This is a genomic window from Streptomyces panacea (assembly GCF_040560175.1).
GTDB lineage: Bacteria > Actinomycetota > Actinomycetes > Streptomycetales > Streptomycetaceae > Streptomyces > Streptomyces panacea.
In genome coordinates this window covers 1-15,819 of the sequence record NZ_JARJHW010000178.1, presented here as the reverse complement: position 1 = coordinate 15,819, position 15,819 = coordinate 1, and the positions used below count along the sequence as shown (strand labels likewise).

Here is a 15,819-nt window from a genome sequence, read left to right as displayed (position 1 = left end):
GTCCAGAACGACGCGGCCGTCGCCTGGAAGACCGGCCTCTGGTACTGGAACACCCAGAACGGTCCCGGCACCATGACCCCGCACAACGCGATGGTCAACCAGGCCGGCTTCGGCCAGACGATCCGCTCCATCAACGGCTCGCTGGAGTGCGACGGACGCAACCCCGCGACGGTCCAGAGCAGGATCAACAACTACCAGCGCTTCACCCAGATCCTGGGTGTCGCGCCGGGCGGCAACCTGTACTGCTGACCCGCGTCGGCCGGACATCGCACCAGGTGGCCCCGGGGAGCCTTCCCCGGGGCCACCCGCCGTCCGCGCCGCCGTAGGGTGATCGCGTGAGAGACGAAGCGGAGACGAAGAACGGCGACCGGCTGCTGTACGGATGCATGGGGCTCGGCGGCGGCTGGGACACCACCCCCTACGGCCCGGCGGACATCGACACGGCCGAGGCGGCGGTCCGAGCGGCGCTGGACAGCGGCATCACCACGTTCGACCACGCCGACATCTACCGGCACGGCAAGGCCGAGGCCGTCTTCGGCGAGGTTCTCGCCCGCACCCCCGGCCTGCGGGAACGTATCGTCCTGCAGACCAAGTGCGGCATCCGTCTCGCCGACGGCGACCGGCCCGGCATCTACGACCTGCGTGCCGCGAGCATCGTCCGGCGCGTGGAGGAGAGCCTGACCAGGCTGCGTACGGATGTCATCGACGTCCTGCTCCTGCACCGGCCCGACCCGCTCGCCGACCCGGACGACATCGCGAGCGCGCTCACCTCACTGCACGACCAGGGTCTTGTCCGGCGGTTCGGCGTGTCCAACATGAGCGGTTGGCAGATCACTCAGCTCCGGTCGGCGCTCGGACTCCCCCTGGTCGCCAACCAGTTGGAGATGAGCCTGAAGCGGCGGGACTGGGTCGAGGCCGGGGTGCTGGTGAACACCCCGGAGGCGGCCGGCGTCGGCTATCCGCACGGGACGACCGAGTACTGCCGGGCGACCGGGATCGCCCTCCAGGCGTGGGGAGCCCTCGCGCAGGGCCGGTACACGGGCCGCGAGGAGACCCCGGACGAGGTGGCCACGGCGCGGCTCGTCGCGTCGCTGGCCGAGGCGAAGAACACCACGCCCGAGACCATCCTGCTGTGGTGGCTCCAGCGGCATCCGGCCCGGATCGCGCCGGTCGTCGGCAGCGCGCGGCCGGAGCGTATCCGTGCCTGCGCCGACGCGGCCGTACGCGAGCCGGAACTCACCCACGAGGAGTGGTACGACCTGTGGCTGACGGCGCGCGGCGCGCCCCTGCCCTGACCGGGGCCGCCCGCACACGAAGACGTGGTCCCCGGTGAGCCGATCGGCTCACCGGGGACCACGTCTTGGTCCGTCCGCGTTACCGCGGCTGTTCCTCCTCGTGCAGGCTCTTGACCTGACTGTCCGTCAGAGCCTTGTCGTAGACGTGCACCTGGTCGATCGATCCGTTCCAGAAGTCGCCCTTGGCGCCGTCGTACTTGGCGCGGCCGAGCGAGAGCGGTCCGGTGCTCACGTCGACCGGACCGGCGGCGGCGGTCGCGACCGGTGCGCCGTCGACGTACAGCGTGATGTCGTCCGACGCCGAGTCACGGACCCCGACGAGGTGGTACCAGCGGTCCGTCTCCGGCTCGGTCACCAGCCGTGCGCGGTTGCCGCCCGGAGTGCTGAAGGCGAACGCGCCCTGGCCGTACTGGAGATAGAACGGATTCTCCGTACGCCGGCCGTCCTGGCTGACGGCCGTCGCGTAGTTGCCGGGGAGCGCGTCGAGGGTGACCCAGGCCGACACCGAGTAGCTCTTGGTGGTGTCGACGACGGGGCCCTCGGTCTGCGCGTACTGGCCGTCGCCGTCGAAGGCGAGCGCCGAGCCGCTGACGCCCGGCGTCCAGGTGGAGCCGCCGACGAGGCTGAGGGCCTTGCCGTTCGGGCCCTTGTCCTTGGCCGTGGTGCCCTTCCCCTCGTCCAGCGGCCAGTGTCCGCCGCCGCTCAACTCGTCCCGTTCGCCCGCTTCGGCGCCGGCCTCGATGACCTTGAGGTTGATGGCGCGCACACGCGCCGGGTCGACCTTGATCTGCCGGCGGTCGTAGGTGTAGAAGCCGTTGAGTTCGTTCTCCAGATCGCTGACCTGGGTGTAGACGGAGCCCGACAGCTCGGCGCCGGCCGCTTCGAGGTAGAAGTCGGTGGTGTTCTGGACGTACTTCGCGGTGAGCGCGTCCTTGTCGGCCACCCCGCTGTAGATCGCGGCGGGCGGGCCGGGCCACATGTGCCCCGGGGTACGGAGTGTGAAGCCGCCGTGCTCACCGTCCATCGCGGCGCGGTGGTCGGGGAAGGGGGCGTCGTTGTTGACGTAGTCGTGGTGGTCGATGATCTCGCCCTTGCCCGAATCCCCCTTGGAGGAGCAGCAGTTGACGCCGGAGTGCGCGTTGACGATACGGGAGGGGTCGGTCTGCTTCACCGATTCGGCGATCCGGCCGGTCTCCTCCCGGTTCCACTCGCCCCAGCCCTCGTTGAAGACGATCCAGCCGATGACCGACGGCGAGTTGTGCAGTTGCCGCATCATCTGCTTGCCCTCGGCGACGAAGGTCCGCTGTCCCGCCTCGCTGGTGATGTCGCTGGAGACGAAGTCCTGCCAGACGAGCAGACCGAGCTTGTCGGCGTGGTGGTAGAAGCGGGCCGACTCGACCTTGATGTGCTTGCGTACGGCGTTGAAGCCGAGCCTCTTCTGCTCTTCGAGGTCGAAGGCGAGCGCCTCGTCGCTGGGCTGCGTGTAGAGGCCGTCGGGCCAGAACCCTTGGTCCAGCATGGCGAGGGAGAAGATCGGCTTCCCATTGAGTACGAGCTTCTGGTAGCCACCGACCTTCTCGATACCGACGGAGCGCATGCCGAAGTAGCTGTCGACGCTGTCGGTGGACCGGCCGTCGGTGAGGGTGACGTCGAGGTCGTAGAGGTACGGGTCGTCCGGGGTCCAGAGCCGCTGGTCCTTGATCGGGAGGCGCAGTTCGGTGCCGGGACGGCCGCTGACCGTCGAGACGATCCTGCCCCGGGCGTCGCGTGCGACCGCCCTGACCTTGGCGTCCGGTGAGGCCTTGGCGGAGTTGACGGTGACGGCGAGGCTGCGCGAGTCGATGTCGGGCGTGGTGACGAGTTCGTCGACGGCCGCCTTCGCGACCGGCTCCATCCAGACCGTCTGCCAGATGCCCGACGACTGGGTGTAGACGATGCCGCCGGGGTCGGTGGACTGCTTGCCCATCGGCTGGTTGGGACCGTTGGTGTCGGTGACGGCGACGACGATCTCCTGCGGGCCCTTGCCGCCGTTCCTGAGGGCGTCGGTGATGTCGGCGCTGAACGCCGTGTAGCCGCCGGTGTGTTCGGTGACCTGCTCGCCGTTGACCCAGACGCGGGTCGCGTAGTCGACGGCGTCGAAGTTGAGCTTCAGCCGCTTGCCGCCGCCGACCTGCCAGTTCCCCGGCACGGTCACGAGCTTGCGGTAGAACATGTGGTCCTCGTGGCGTTCGAGGCCGGAGAGCTGCGACTCGACCGGGAACGGGACGATGATCTTCTCGTCGAGGTCCTTGCCGAAGACGGGCTTCTCGTCCTTCTCGGCGCCCGCGAACTGCCAGGGCCCGTTGAGGTTCTTCCAGTTGTCGCGCACCTGCTGCGGACGCGGGTACTCGGGCAGCGGGTTGTCCGGGTCGAGCTTGTCGCCCCACTCGGTGGTGAGCCGGTGCGTGGACTCGTTGTCCGCCGCGCGCATGATCTCCGGCACTCGCTCGCCGCCGACCTGGAGGCCGCCCTCGCCGTCGTAACGGAAGCTGACCCGCTGGCCCTTCTGGACCGGCGCCTGGAGCGTGACGGTCAGGGAGTACGGGTCACCGGGGGTGCGGGCGACGGAGGAGACCGGCATCGGGCTCGTGTCGACCGCGACCTTCAGATGGTCCTTGAGCGCCGCGATCGTGCCGCCGACCTTGTCCTCGAAGGTCGCGCGGACCCGGCGGCCGTCCTTGCCGACCGTCAGCGAGACCGGGTAGATCTCGAAGCCGGCGGGCGGGGTGAACGCGGACTCGGGGACGATCTGCTTCTGGGTCCCGGCACCCGACCAGCGCAGGAACATGTTCGCGCCGCCGATGTCCTGGAACATCTCGACGCGGATGTCCTGCGGCTCGCCCGCCTTGAGCGTGACCGGCTTACTGGTCTGCTCCTTGTCCCAGTCCGGCTCCCAGTGGTCGATCACCGCCTTGTCGCCGATCCAGACGCGGAAGCCGTTGTCGCCGGTCGCGTAGAAGGTGTAGTCGCCGCTCGCGGGGGCCTCGACGCGGCCGGTCCAGCGGGCGGTGGTGTGTTCCGTACGGCCGGTCAGGGACTCGAACGTCGAGGCCAGGCCCGGGAATTCGATCTGCGGGTCGAGGGCCACTCCCCCGAGGTCGGCGAAGTCGCGCGCGCCGGGCGCGGACATGCTGAAGTACTCGCCCTTGAGGCCGTGCACCTCGCCGGCGGGTGCGGCGGCGGGCGCGGTGTCGGCGGCCGTCGCGGCCGGGGTGAAGCCGGTCGTCGGCAGCAACAGGGCGACGGCGAGCAGCAGCGAGCGGAACAGGGGGCGGGAGCGCAGCGGTGGGCGGGCGGCGGGCTTTCGTCTCATGGAAGTCCTCGATGTCCTCGCGCGGACGGGGGCGGAAGGGGTTTCGTCCCGGGCATTACAACGTTGGAAAGTGTCCGCAGCGGAATGACAGCACGACCTCTCGGCGGGTGTCCAGAGTTACGACACAAGGTGTTCGCGCGACGGGGGTGATAAATGATGCTCGTGAGAAATGGTGTTGCCGTGGCGCGGGTCCGGTTCTACGGTCGGGCCCATGAAGCGTGCCGCCATGACGACGACGCCGGAGAGTGTCCCGGCGCGCTGACTGCTGATCCAGTTCGAAGCCCCGGGGCGAGTGCCCCGGGGCTTCGTCACGTGGTCACTCGTTCCGCACCAGCGAGGAGACCACCATGCCCGACCACCGCAGACTCGGCCGCGAGCTGGGCCTGTTCGACACCGACCCGCTGATCGGCGCGGGTCTGCCGTACTGGCTGCCCGACGGCGCGACCGTACGGCACACCCTGGAGGAGTACATCCGCGGCGTGGAGCGGCGGGCGGGCTACCGGCACGTGTACTCGCCGGTGCTGGGCAAGCGGGAGCTGTACGAGCTCTCCGGGCACTGGTCGCACTACAGCGACGACATGTTCCCGCCGATGGAGCTGGGCGGGGAGCAATTCGTCCTGCGGCCGAGCCTGTGCCCGCACCATGCGCTGATCTACCGGTCCCGTGCCCACAGCTACCGCGAACTGCCGCTTCGGATGGCCGAGTTGGGCGGCATGTACCGCTCCGAGCTGTCCGGGGTGCTGGGCGGCCTCACCCGCGTACGGTCGATTCAGCTCAACGACGCGCACATCTTCTGCACCGTCGACCAGGTGGCCGGGGAGGCGCGGGCCGCGCTGGAGCTGATCCGGCGGGCGTACGACGCGCTCGGCATCCGCCCGGCGCGGTTCCGGCTCTCGCTGCCGGGGCCCGGCGGGAAGTACGTCGCCGATCCGGCCCTGTGGGAGCGGTCCGCGGCGCTGCTGACCGAGGTTCTCGACAGTTCGGGCGTCGTGTACGAGGCGGTGGAGGGCGAGGCGGCGTTCTACGGCCCGAAGATCGACGTGCAGATCGCCGACGAGGCCGGCCGCGAGTCGACCCTGTCCACCGTCCAGATCGACTTCCACCAGCCCGAACGGTTCGATCTGCGGTACATCGGCGCCGACGGGGCCGGGCACCGGCCGGTGATGATCCACCGCAGTGTCATCGGCAGCGTGGAGCGGGCTGTCGCGCATCTCGTGGAGCGGCACGGCGGCGCCTTTCCCGCCTGGCTCGCGCCGACCCAGGTCGTGGTACTGCCGGTCTCCGACACCCAACTGCCGCAGGCCGCCCGGCTCGTGGAGCGGTGTGCGGAGCGGGGGCTGCGGGCGGAGGTCTCGGGGCCGGAGCACGGGACTCTGGGCGCGCGTGTCAGGGCGGCCAGGCTGGTGCCGTATCAGGCGGTGATCGGCGCGCGGGAGGCCGCCGGGGATTCGGTGGCGCTGCGGCTGCGGGACGGGCGGCGCGTGGACGCCCTGCCGGTGGCCGAGTTGCTCGCCCGTGTCGGCGCGCTGGTCGGCTCGTTCGGCACCGATCTCTGGGAGGGGGAACCGGAGGGCGGACAGCGCGACGGGGACGGTCACCGTGCGTCCGGCTCGTGATCTTGGGTAGCCGGTTCTCATGTTGAAGCACCGACGCATCCGAATCCTGCTGGTCCTGCTGGCGAGTTGGGCCGCGACGGCCGCGGTGGAGCGGTTCCGCGGGGAGCTGCCCTGGCTCACGGCCGCCGTGCACGCACTGCCGTGGGCGGCGCTGGTCGCTTTCGTCTGGTGGTTCGCGGAGTGGACCCAGGTGCGGCGCGGCCACTCGTGACCGGTCGGGCCCCTCGGGCGTGTCTCGCCGGTCTCACCCCGCCGACCGCTGAGAGGCGATTGTCGGGGTACCCGGTGCGAAGGGACGGAAGGCCGGCACACGGCCGGCCCTCCGGCCCGAATCGCACTCGGCGGTATCAAGAATGAGGAGTCTCGGATGTACATAGGTCTCGGAACAGTCGTCGTCATCCTGGTCGTCATCGTCGTCGTCATGCTTCTGCGTCGGCGCTGACACCACACCCGGATTCACATGCTTACTCCAGTCGACAACCATTAGGTTCCGCATTACAGTCGTCCGTATGGAGAGCATGCGCGTCGGTACACCCGAGCCCCGCCCCCGGACAGCGGCTCCGCTGCTGGGTGAGCCTCTGCCGGTCGAGCTCATGAACACGATCTGGGCCGACCGGGACGGCGTACACGACGAGCTGACACATCCCGAAGGTCTCGCGGCCTGGCTGCGTGGCGTCCAGCCGCGTCTCGCACCGGCCGACGGGCCCTCCCTCGCGCGGCTGCCGGACCCGTCGGCGGACGAACTCCGGCGCTTCCGGCGGCTGCGCGACGCGCTGCGCCACCTCGCCGCCGTCACGACCGGCGACACACGGCTCGCGCAGGACACCGGCTCCGATCCCCTCACGGCGGCGGTCTCCGCCGTCAACGAGGCTTGCGCGTACGCGCCCTCCTGGTCCGCGCTGACGTGGACCGGGGCGTCCGCGCCGGAGTGGACCGAAGCCGACGGGCCGACGCGTACGGAGGTCACGAACGGCACCCCGTCCGCGCGGATCCTGTCGCGCGTCGCGGAGGAAGGGGTACGGCTGTTCACCGGGCCGGGCCGGGCCGAGTTGCGGGCCTGCCACGGTCCGCGCTGCGTGCTGTATTTCGTGCGCTCCCACCCACGCCGGGAGTGGTGCTCCGCCGACTGCGGAAACCGCGCCCGGGTGGCCCGCCACTACCGGCGCCGTCGTGACGCCGGCGACGCGGCGAAGGCGTGAGCGTTCACCTCACGCACAGGTACGAACCGACACCGACACTCGGGGCCTGAGAACAAGGAGTCCGTCATGGTCAATGTCCACCACCGCTACGCGACCGTCCAGGGCAGAGAGCTGTTCTACCGGGAGGCCGGCCCGGCCGACGCTCCCGTGGTCGTCCTGCTGCACGGCTTCCCCACCAGCTCGTTCATGTTCCGCCATCTCATCCCGGAACTGGCTGACCGCTATCACGTCATCGCCCCCGACCACCTCGGCTTCGGTCTGTCCGACGCGCCGTCGGTCGGGGAGTTCGACTACACCTTCGACGCCCTCGCCGACCTGACCGCGCAGCTGCTCGCCGGGCTCGGGGTGACCCGGTACGCCATGTACGTCCAGGACTACGGCGCCCCCGTCGGCTGGCGCCTGGCGCTCAAGGACCCGGACGCGATCACGGCGATCATCACGCAGAACGGGAACGGGTACGAGGCGGGCCTCGTCGAGAGCTTCTGGGAGACCGCCCGCGCCTACTGGCGGGAACAGACCCCCGAGACGGTGGGCGCCATCCGCGAGGCCCTCAGCCTGGACGCGATCAAGTGGCAGTATCTGCACGGCGTGCCGGACCCGAGCCTGGTCAGCCCCGACACCTGGCTGCACGACCACGCCCTCGTCTCGCGCCCCGGCAACGACCGGGTCCAGCTCAAACTGCTGCTCGACTACGCCGGCAACCTGCCGCTCTACCCGTCCCTGCACGCCTATCTGCGCGACCGCCGGCCTCCGCTGCTGGCCGTCTGGGGCAGGAACGACGAGATCTTCGGCCCGGCGGGCGCGGAGGCGTTCGCCGCCGATGTGCCCGACGCGCAGGTGCGCCTCGTCGACGGAGGCCACTTCCTGCTCGAAAGCGCGCTGGACGAGGTCGCCGAGCTGATCCGGGCGTTCCTCGCGAAGGCGGATCTGCCGGCCGGCTGACGTACCGGGCGCCGCCACGGCCGGACCCCGGTGGGCGGAGCCGCCCCGGCAAGAGCCGCGGCCGACACACTGCCCGCTGCCCGTGCCGCCCGCCCGGCGAGTGGAGAATCCAGAAATGACGGATTCCTCATCAGCCGCCGGATACTCCGGGCGGACCGAGTGCGCCGGGCCGACGCGGACGCCGTGGCGTGCGTTCCTGCGTACCGAGACCGGCAGCGCGGCCGTACTGCTCATCGGCGTGATCGCCGCGCTCGCCTGGGCGAACGGCGACCTCGCGTCGTACGACCGCTTCTGGCGGACGCATGTGGGGCTGTCGTTCGGGTCGCGGAGTCTGTCTCTCGAAGTACGCGAGTGGGTCAACAGCGGCCTGATGTCGGTGTTCTTCTTCGTCGTCGGTCTTGAGGCGCGCCGCGAGCGGGACATGGGCGAGCTGCGCGACGGGCGCCGTATCGCGCTGCCCGTGTTCGTCGGGGTCAGCGGCATGCTCGTGCCCGTCGCGATCTATCTCCTCGTCAACTCCGGGCACAGCACCGTCCACGGCTGGGGCGCCGCGATGTCCACGGACACCGCCTTCGCCCTGGGCATGCTGGCCCTGCTCGGCAGACGTCTGCCCACGGGGCTGCGTACGTTCGTCCTGGCCGTGACCGTCGTCGACGACTTCGTGGCTCTCGGGGTCATCACCTTCGCCTACAGCGAGCGCGTCGCGCCGATCGCGCTGCTCGTGGCACTCGGCATCCTCGGCGTGATCGTGCTGCTGCGCTACCAGGGCGTACGCCGTGGCGGCTGGTACGCGCTGCTGGGGATCGCCGCGTGGGTCGCGCTCTGGGAGTCCGGTGTCGATCCCGTCGTCATCGGGCTGGTCATGGGGCTGCTCACCTCCGCGTATCCCGCCGCCCGCGGGGATCTGGAACGTGCCAGCGGCCTCTTCCGCCGGTTCAGGGAACAGCCGACGCCGGAGCTGGAACGCTCCGCGCGGATCGGGCTGGCGTCGGCGATCTCGCCGAACGACCGGCTGCTGCGGATGTACCACCCGTGGTCCAGCTATGTGATCGTGCCGGTGTTCGCGCTGGCCAACGCGGGTATCCCGATCACCGCCGAGGAGTTGTCACAGGCCTTCACCTCCCCCGTCACGCTGGGCATCGTGTGCGCCTTCGTCGTCGGCAAACCGATCGCGGTCCTCAGCGCCTCGTGGCTGACCGCGCGCTTCAGCCACGGCCGGCTGCGCCCGCCCGTCGGCTGGGGCGCCGTCGCCGCCGGCGGGACGAGCGCGGGTGCCGGGTTCACGGTGTCGCTGCTGATCGCCACCCTGGCCTTCGACGGTGAACAGCTGGAGAACGCGAAGATCGGCACGCTCACCGCGCTGATCTGCGCGTTCGCGGCGACCTGGGCCGTCAGCGCCGTGATCGGGCTGCTGCCGAAGCGGCGCCGTAACCGCGCCCTGCTCGGCACCGCCGAGTCGATCGTCGACCTCGCGGTCACCGTCGATCCCGAACTCGACAAGATCCGGGGCCCGTTGGCGGCCCCGGTCACGGTCGTGGAGTACGGCGACTTCGACTGCCCGTACTGCGGGAAGGCCGAGCCGGTCATCAGGGAGCTGCTGGCCGACTTCGGAGACGTCCGCTACGTGTGGCGGCACATGCCGCTGACCGATGTGCACCCGGGCGCGATGCTCGGCGCCGAGGCGTCGGAGGCCGCGCACGACCAGGGCGCGTTCTGGGACATGCACGATCTCCTGCTCGCGCGCGAGGGCACGCTCCGGTTCGCCGACGCGCTGCGCCTCGCCGCCGACCTCGATCTGGACACCGAGCGCTTCGAGCGGCACCTGCGGCGCCACAAGGGCGCGGGGCGGATCGCCGACGACGTGGACTCCGCCGACGTCAGCGGGGTGTCCGGGACGCCGACGTTCTTCATCAACGGGCGTCGCCACCACGGGGCGTACGACATCGGCCACCTCTCGGCGGCGGTGCGCACCGCCCGGCAGCGGGCGGCGCTCACCGAGCCGGAGTGACACCGGATAGCCGTTCTCTCAGGTGCTCAACGGGTCGCCGTCGAAGGCCAGTTCGGCCGCCGCGCGGGCGAGGGTCGGCCGGTGGCCGAAGAGGCCGGGCAGGCCGCCCGAGTGCAGGAAGACCGTGCGGCGGCCCGGTGTGATCTCACCTGCCTGGACAGCGGCGGTCAGCCCGGCCATCGCGCGGCCGGTGTAGGTGGGGTCGAGCACCATGCCCTCGGTGCGGGCGGCCAGCGTGAGGGCGGACATGACCGGTTCGGTGAGCGCGGGATAGCCCGCTCCGACCTGGTCGGTGCGGATGCGCAGCGACTCCGGCGGACAGTGCGTACCGGAGAGCCCGGAGACCAGGTCCGACACGACGCGGGCGGGCTCCTCCACGGCTCCGCAGTGGACGCCCAGTACCCGCTCGGGCCCCAGCGCGTCGACCAGTCCGGCCATGGTGCCGCCGGAGCCGAGCGCGACCACCACGGAGGCCAGGTCGGGTGCCTGGGTGAGGAGTTCCTGTCCGCACTCGACGTAGCCGCGGGCGCCGAGCACGCTGGAGCCGCCGAAGGGGATCAGCGCGGGGACGCCGCCCCGGTCCCGCAGTGTGCCCGCCACATGCCGGGCGGTGGCGGCGATCTCGTCCCTGCCGCCTTCGCCGGCCCACACCACCCGCGCGCCGAACAGGGCGTCGAGCGTGAGATTGCCGGACTCGGACGATCCGGGCTCGCCGGCCAGTACGAGAACGACGTCGAGCCCCAGCCGGGCGCCGGCCGCCGCGGTGAGGCGGGCGTGGTTGCTCTGCGGAGCGCCGGTCGTCACGAGGACCGTGGCGCCGTCGGCCAGTGCCGCCCCGCAGGTCCATTCCAGTTTGCGTACCTTGTTGCCACCGCCGCCGAGGCCGATCAGGTCGTCGCGTTTGACCCACAGGTCGTCGGCGCCGAGGCCGAGTGCGCGGGCCAGGCGTGGCATCGGTTCGAGCGGGGTCGGCCAGCTGCCGAGCGTGGCGCGGGGCGGCTGAACGCCGCCCGTGGACGTGGTCACCATGGCTCTACTCTGCCTGGCCGCCCGGCTATTCGCCGCCCGCGTGGTCCCGGCCCGCGCGCCGCGCCGGACGTCCCCGAGGTCCGCCGCCGGCCTCCGCCGACCGCAATCCGCAATCCGCAGTCCGCCGTCCGCCGTCCGCCGTCCGGTGGGTCTAGTCGGTCTCCTCCTCGGTGGACGTGCGCCCGACCAGTCGTTCGTAGCGCTGGCGGGCGGCCTGCGGGGTGCCGAGACCGAGGCCGAAGGCGACCTCCTGCCAGGTCATCCCCCTGCCTCGCGCCATCTGGAGAAGTCCCGCTTCCAGCTCGTCCATGTCCCCACGGGCGCGCGGCACGAGGCTCAGTGCTGCGGTGATGTCGGCCCGGTCCACCTCCGGCTCACCCGCTTCCGGCTTCGCCGCCCCGCTGAGCAGGAACGACACGAGCCGGACCGCTTCGTGCGGCGCGATGACGGACGGGTGCGCCTGTCTGCGGCGCTGAGCGTCGGTCGCCGCGTGCCGCTCGGCGATACGGAACAGGGACGCGTGCACTCGGTGCGCACGGGCCTGGTCCGGGTGGGGAGCGGTGAAGGGGTCAAAGGTGTGCTGGTCAGGAGTCGATGACATACGGCAAGCATGCTTCGGCGCGCGTCACGGTGTCAACCGACCGTGTTGAACGTTCCGTTCAACACGGTCCATCACTCAGGGGCGGTACACCTCGCCCGGCTTCGGGACCGCCGGCGCGAACAGCTGGGGAACGGTGACGAACGTGAAGCCGCGCTTCTTCAACTTCTCGATGATCCCGGGCACGGCCGGGACCGTCCCGTCGTAGATGTCGTGGAGCAGGATGATCCCGTCGGCGGACGCGTCGTCGAGGATGCGGCGCTCGATGAGGGCGGAGTCGGTCGTGGAGTAGTCCTTGGCCGTGGCGCTCCACAGGACTTGCGACAGGCCGAGTTCGCGGGAGATGTCGCCGACGTCGTCGTTGGTACGGCCCTGGGGCGGACGCATCAGCGTGGGCTTGCGTCCGGTGATCTCGGCGATGGCGTCCTGCGTGCGGGCGAGTTCCTCGCGTATCGCGTCCCGGTCGAGATCGGTGAGAATGCCGTGGCTCCAGGTGTGGTTGGCGACCTCGTGCCCCTCGTCGGCGATGCGGCGCACGGTCTCGGGATGGGCCAGTACGTGATTCCTGCCCAGCAGGAAGAAGGTGGCCGGCACCTTCTTCTCCTTGAGGATGTCCAGCAGCCGGGGTGTGTCCTTGCCTGGGCCGGCGTCGAAGGTGAGGGCGACACACTTGGCCTCGGCGCAGTCGACTGAGCCGTACCGCCCCTCGCCGTCACCTCCCGCGTCACCTCTGACCGAGGCGGGCGAGAGGGTCTGCGTCCCACAGCCGGTGAGGGTCAGGGCGAGGGTCAGGGCGACGGCGAGTGCGGCGGCGGCCGTACGGCGCATGGGCGCGAATGGCCTGTTTTCGGGCATGACGGAGCTGGGCGTGACACTTTCGGGCATGACGGAGCTCTCTCTGTGCGCTGTGTCCGTGTCTGTGTTTCTCGCGGCGCTCGGCGTGCGCGGGTGTACGGCCGTGCGGACAGAACCGGCGCGACAGAACGGGCGCGACGGGTCCGCCCCGGGGCCTCGCGACGGTGCGTGCGAGCGGGGTCGCGCGGGAGTGGGGCGCGGGGTTGCCGCGTGGAGGAGGAGGCCCTCAGAAGGGCGAGTGCTTACATCCGGATCCCGTCACCGCGAACGGACGCGGAAACGGTCGGATGGGGCCGGGCAGGAAAGAACAAGCCAGGCCGGACGGGATCCCGTGGCATGCGAATGACTATACACATGCTGTATACGCGGAGTGTATAGAGGTCCGGAAGTCGCCCATGAAGACACGGCAACACAGTGAACCCGCTCCATTCGCACGTTGGAGTGCCCCGTTGAGGGAACACGGTCGGGGACAGCCGAGGTCCAGGCCCTGAGCCGAAAGGCCGGCCCCCGGGCCCTCTCAGCAGGAGGCCGCGGAAACGATGGACACCAACCTCACGTTCACCCTCGTCGTCGCCGCGGTGGTGGTCGCGGTCGTCTCGATGCTCGTCGCGACGATCGTTCTGTTCGTCAAGGTCTTCCGGACCCGTCGGCTGCTGCGCGAGGCCGGGGTGCCGCTGACCAATCGCGCCGCGTACTGGGGAGCCCTCATCTATGTGGTGAGCCCCGTCGACCTGCTGCCCGACCCCGTCTATCTCGACGACATCGGCGTCCTGCTGCTCGCCCTGCGCTCCCTGCACGCGGCGTCGGCCGGGGCGGTGGCCCACGTCCAGGGCCGTGAACGCAAAGGATCGCGGACGAGAAGCACTCGTCCGCGATCCCTCGGTTCCCCGTGAAGAAGCCCTGCCGGGCTCCGGTTGATCAGCTGAGCCGGTGCACCAGCTGGGTGTTCAGTTCGTAGCGCGCGCCAACTATCTGCAGCTCACCCGCGGCTACCTTGGCGGCGAGGTCGGCGTCCGCCGCCAAGTTCGAACGGACGAGCTCCACCTGGGCGTTGACCGTGGAGTCCACGCGCGCGTCGCCCTCCTGGGAGTGGTCGATCGCGGGCTTGATCTGGTCGGCCAGATACTGGATGTGGGCGGGCAGGTGCTCGCCCGTCTCCTCCGCGTGCACGGCGGCGGCGACGGCTCCGCACGACTGGTGCCCGAGGACCAGGACCAGCGGGATGCCGAGCTCCAGGACGCCGTACGCGATGCTGCCGCGGACAGCCTCGTCCAGGACCTCACCGGCGGAACGGACGGTCATGAGGTCGCCGAGCCCCTGGTCGAAGACCAGCTCGGGCGGTACGCGCGAGTCGATGCAGCCGAGTATCAGGGCGAAGGGGTCCTGGCCGGACACCAGCGCCTGGCGCACGGTGTGCGACTCGTTCGGGTGGTGCTGCTTGAAGGTGCGCCACCGGCGGTTGCCCGTGGAGAGTTCCGCCAGTGCGGCGGCGGGGGTGGTGGGCCTCTTGGAGCGCGAAGTGGGAGTCCGGGTGGCGGCACCCGCCGGCGCACCGGCGACGAGTCCGCTTCCGGCCGCGGTGGCGACCGCCGCGGTGGCGACAGAGGCGCGGAGCAGCGCGCGGCGGCTGGTCGCCACCGGCATCTGAGCATGTGTGGTCATTTTCACGCCCGGACATTAACGCCCGTAACATTAAAGGACTTTCATACAAGGCAAATCTTGGCTGCCTCTTGAATATCCCTTGGCTATAGATGACCTGAGCGTGAGCATCAACGATCGATCCGCGACGTCCAGTGATCAATGAAACGCTCGCCACACATGAGTGCGTGAGGTGGTTCGCGAGGCCGAACTGCGCCTGGGGCGGCTGGAGTTCACGTCACGTGCAGGCCCCGTTCAGCTACCCGCCGCTCAGTGGAAGACACCGCTGTACGCGTTGAGGGCGGGCTGGCCGCCGAGGTGCGCGTACAGCACGTTCGAGGTCGCCGGGATGTCTCCGTCGCGTACGAGATCGATCAGCCCGGCCATCGACTTCCCCTCGTACACCGGGTCGATGATCATGCCCTCCAGGCCGCCGGTGAGCCGGATGGCATCCAGCGTGGACTCCACCGGTACGCCGTAGACGTCCCCGGCCCAGCCGTCCAGGACGGTTATCTCGTCGTCCCTCACATCCCTGCCCAGGCCGATGAGTTCGGCGGTGGCGCGGGCGATCTTCGCGATCTGGGCGCGGGTCTCGCCGATCTTGGCCGAGGCGTCGATGCCGAGGACCCGGCGCGGGCGGTCCTGGCCGGCGAAACCGGCGATCATGCCCGCCTGCGTGCTGCCCGTGACGCTGCACACGACGATCGTGTCGAAGAAGACGCCCAGTTCGCGCTCCTGACGCTCCACCTCGTAGGCCCAGTTGGCGAAGCCGAGCCCGCCGAGGGGGTGGTCGGACGCGCCGGCCGGGATCGCGTACGGGGTGCCGCCCCCGTCCTCGACGTCGGCCAGGGCGCGGTGCCAGCTGTCCTTCGTACCGATGCCGAACCCCGCGTCGACCAGGCGCACTTCGGCGCCCATGATGCGGGACAGCAGGATGTTGCCGACCTTGTCGTTGACGGGGTCGGGCCAGTCGACCCAACTCTCCTGGACCAGAACGGCCTTCAGTCCGAGCCGGGCGGCGACGGCCGCGACCTGCCGCGTGTGGTTGGACTGGATGCCACCGATGGTGACAAGGGTGTCGGCGCCCCGCGCGAGGGCGTCGGGGACCAGGTACTCCAGCTTGCGGGTCTTGTTCCCGCCGTACGCGAGCCCGCTGTTGCAGTCCTCGCGCTTGGCCCAGATACGGGCGCCGCCGAGGTGGGCCGTGAGGCGGTCGAGCGGGTGGACGGGGCTGGGCCCGAAGAGGAGGGGATGACGCGGGAAGCTGTCGAGGGACATCTGCTGCTC

Annotated in this window: 13 protein-coding genes and 1 pseudogene; 8 read left to right on the top strand and 6 right to left on the bottom strand. The window is 70.4% G+C overall.

Annotated elements, in window-relative coordinates; translation table 11 throughout:
* A partial coding sequence (locus P3L51_RS29555) for a chitinase (protein ID WP_354608385.1) occupies positions 1-249 on the top strand: 249 nt, incomplete at its 5' end.
* A gap of 86 nt (positions 250-335) precedes the next feature.
* Positions 336-1,295 carry an aldo/keto reductase gene (locus P3L51_RS29550; RefSeq protein WP_354608384.1) on the top strand — a complete coding sequence of 320 codons (960 nt, stop codon included), beginning with the start codon at positions 336-338 and terminating at the stop codon, positions 1,293-1,295.
* A gap of 79 nt (positions 1,296-1,374) precedes the next feature.
* Here P3L51_RS29550 and P3L51_RS29545 read toward each other — a convergent pair whose 3' ends face one another.
* The gene (locus P3L51_RS29545; RefSeq protein WP_354608383.1) at positions 1,375-4,647 is read right to left on the bottom strand and encodes a LamG-like jellyroll fold domain-containing protein; all 3,273 of its coding nucleotides are present in this window, start codon (positions 4,645-4,647) and stop codon (positions 1,375-1,377) included.
* Positions 4,648-4,988: 341 nt separating this feature from the next.
* On the opposite strand from P3L51_RS29545, the pseudogene thrS reads away from it, so the two are divergent.
* From thrS to nhaA, 5 genes and pseudogenes are all read left to right on the top strand, one after another.
* Positions 4,989-6,263: pseudogene (gene thrS, locus P3L51_RS29540) on the top strand (threonine--tRNA ligase); the annotation flags it as partial.
* A 19-nt stretch (positions 6,264-6,282) separates the two neighbouring features.
* Positions 6,283-6,474, top strand: coding sequence for a hypothetical protein (locus P3L51_RS29535; protein ID WP_354608382.1), 192 nt, complete (start codon positions 6,283-6,285; stop codon positions 6,472-6,474).
* Positions 6,475-6,772: 298 nt separating this feature from the next.
* Positions 6,773-7,462, top strand: coding sequence for a CGNR zinc finger domain-containing protein (locus P3L51_RS29530; protein ID WP_354608381.1), 690 nt, complete (start codon positions 6,773-6,775; stop codon positions 7,460-7,462).
* Positions 7,463-7,528: 66 nt separating this feature from the next.
* On the top strand, positions 7,529-8,404 hold the full coding sequence (locus P3L51_RS29525; RefSeq protein WP_354608380.1) for an alpha/beta fold hydrolase: 876 nt from the start codon (positions 7,529-7,531) through the stop codon (positions 8,402-8,404).
* A gap of 115 nt (positions 8,405-8,519) precedes the next feature.
* Positions 8,520-10,412 (top strand): Na+/H+ antiporter NhaA, encoded by a 1,893-nt coding sequence (gene nhaA / locus P3L51_RS29520; protein WP_354608379.1) that lies wholly within the window; start codon positions 8,520-8,522, stop codon positions 10,410-10,412.
* An 18-nt stretch (positions 10,413-10,430) separates the two neighbouring features.
* On the opposite strand, the gene P3L51_RS29515 is transcribed toward nhaA, so the two are convergent.
* The 3 genes from P3L51_RS29515 to P3L51_RS29505 form a co-directional block, all read right to left on the bottom strand.
* Positions 10,431-11,441 carry a D-cysteine desulfhydrase family protein gene (locus P3L51_RS29515; protein ID WP_354608378.1) on the bottom strand — a complete coding sequence of 337 codons (1,011 nt, stop codon included), beginning with the start codon at positions 11,439-11,441 and terminating at the stop codon, positions 10,431-10,433.
* Positions 11,442-11,592: 151 nt separating this feature from the next.
* Positions 11,593-12,042 (bottom strand): DNA-binding protein, encoded by a 450-nt coding sequence (locus P3L51_RS29510; RefSeq protein ID WP_354608377.1) that lies wholly within the window; start codon positions 12,040-12,042, stop codon positions 11,593-11,595.
* A gap of 75 nt (positions 12,043-12,117) precedes the next feature.
* A complete protein-coding gene (locus P3L51_RS29505; protein ID WP_435594554.1) occupies positions 12,118-12,894 on the bottom strand; it encodes a polysaccharide deacetylase family protein in 777 nt (258 codons plus the stop codon).
* Positions 12,895-13,433: 539 nt separating this feature from the next.
* Between P3L51_RS29505 and P3L51_RS29500 the strand changes: the two genes are divergently transcribed.
* On the top strand, positions 13,434-13,787 hold the full coding sequence (locus P3L51_RS29500; RefSeq protein ID WP_354608376.1) for a YkvA family protein: 354 nt from the start codon (positions 13,434-13,436) through the stop codon (positions 13,785-13,787).
* A 25-nt stretch (positions 13,788-13,812) separates the two neighbouring features.
* Here the strand turns inward: P3L51_RS29500 and P3L51_RS29495 are convergent, their stop codons facing one another.
* Together P3L51_RS29495 and P3L51_RS29490 are read right to left on the bottom strand one after the other, a co-directional pair.
* Positions 13,813-14,556, bottom strand: a complete 744-nt coding sequence (locus P3L51_RS29495) for a carbonic anhydrase (RefSeq protein WP_354608375.1) — start codon at positions 14,554-14,556, stop codon at positions 13,813-13,815.
* 246 nt (positions 14,557-14,802) lie between these two features.
* Entirely contained in the window at positions 14,803-15,810 is a 1,008-nt protein-coding gene (locus tag P3L51_RS29490) for a 1-aminocyclopropane-1-carboxylate deaminase (protein WP_354608386.1), read from the bottom strand.
* Positions 15,811-15,819 lie beyond the last annotated feature (9 nt).

Bases quoted from the DNA above. Each gene is read 5' to 3' on its own strand.
- P3L51_RS29495 (WP_354608375.1), bottom strand. From the start codon at position 14,556: ATGACCACACATGCTCAGATGCCGGTGGCGACCAGCCGCCGCGCGCTG.
- P3L51_RS29545 (WP_354608383.1), bottom strand. From the start codon at position 4,647: ATGAGACGAAAGCCCGCCGCCCGCCCACCGCTGCGCTCCCGCCCCCTG.
- nhaA (WP_354608379.1), top strand. From the start codon at position 8,520: ATGACGGATTCCTCATCAGCCGCCGGATACTCCGGGCGGACCGAGTGC.
- P3L51_RS29530 (WP_354608381.1), top strand. From the start codon at position 6,773: ATGGAGAGCATGCGCGTCGGTACACCCGAGCCCCGCCCCCGGACAGCG.
- P3L51_RS29490 (WP_354608386.1), bottom strand. From the start codon at position 15,810: ATGTCCCTCGACAGCTTCCCGCGTCATCCCCTCCTCTTCGGGCCCAGC.
- P3L51_RS29510 (WP_354608377.1), bottom strand. From the start codon at position 12,042: ATGTCATCGACTCCTGACCAGCACACCTTTGACCCCTTCACCGCTCCC.
- P3L51_RS29505 (WP_435594554.1), bottom strand. From the start codon at position 12,894: ATGCCCGAAAACAGGCCATTCGCGCCCATGCGCCGTACGGCCGCCGCC.
- P3L51_RS29515 (WP_354608378.1), bottom strand. From the start codon at position 11,441: ATGGTGACCACGTCCACGGGCGGCGTTCAGCCGCCCCGCGCCACGCTC.
- P3L51_RS29500 (WP_354608376.1), top strand. From the start codon at position 13,434: ATGGACACCAACCTCACGTTCACCCTCGTCGTCGCCGCGGTGGTGGTC.
- P3L51_RS29535 (WP_354608382.1), top strand. From the start codon at position 6,283: ATGTTGAAGCACCGACGCATCCGAATCCTGCTGGTCCTGCTGGCGAGT.
- P3L51_RS29525 (WP_354608380.1), top strand. From the start codon at position 7,529: ATGGTCAATGTCCACCACCGCTACGCGACCGTCCAGGGCAGAGAGCTG.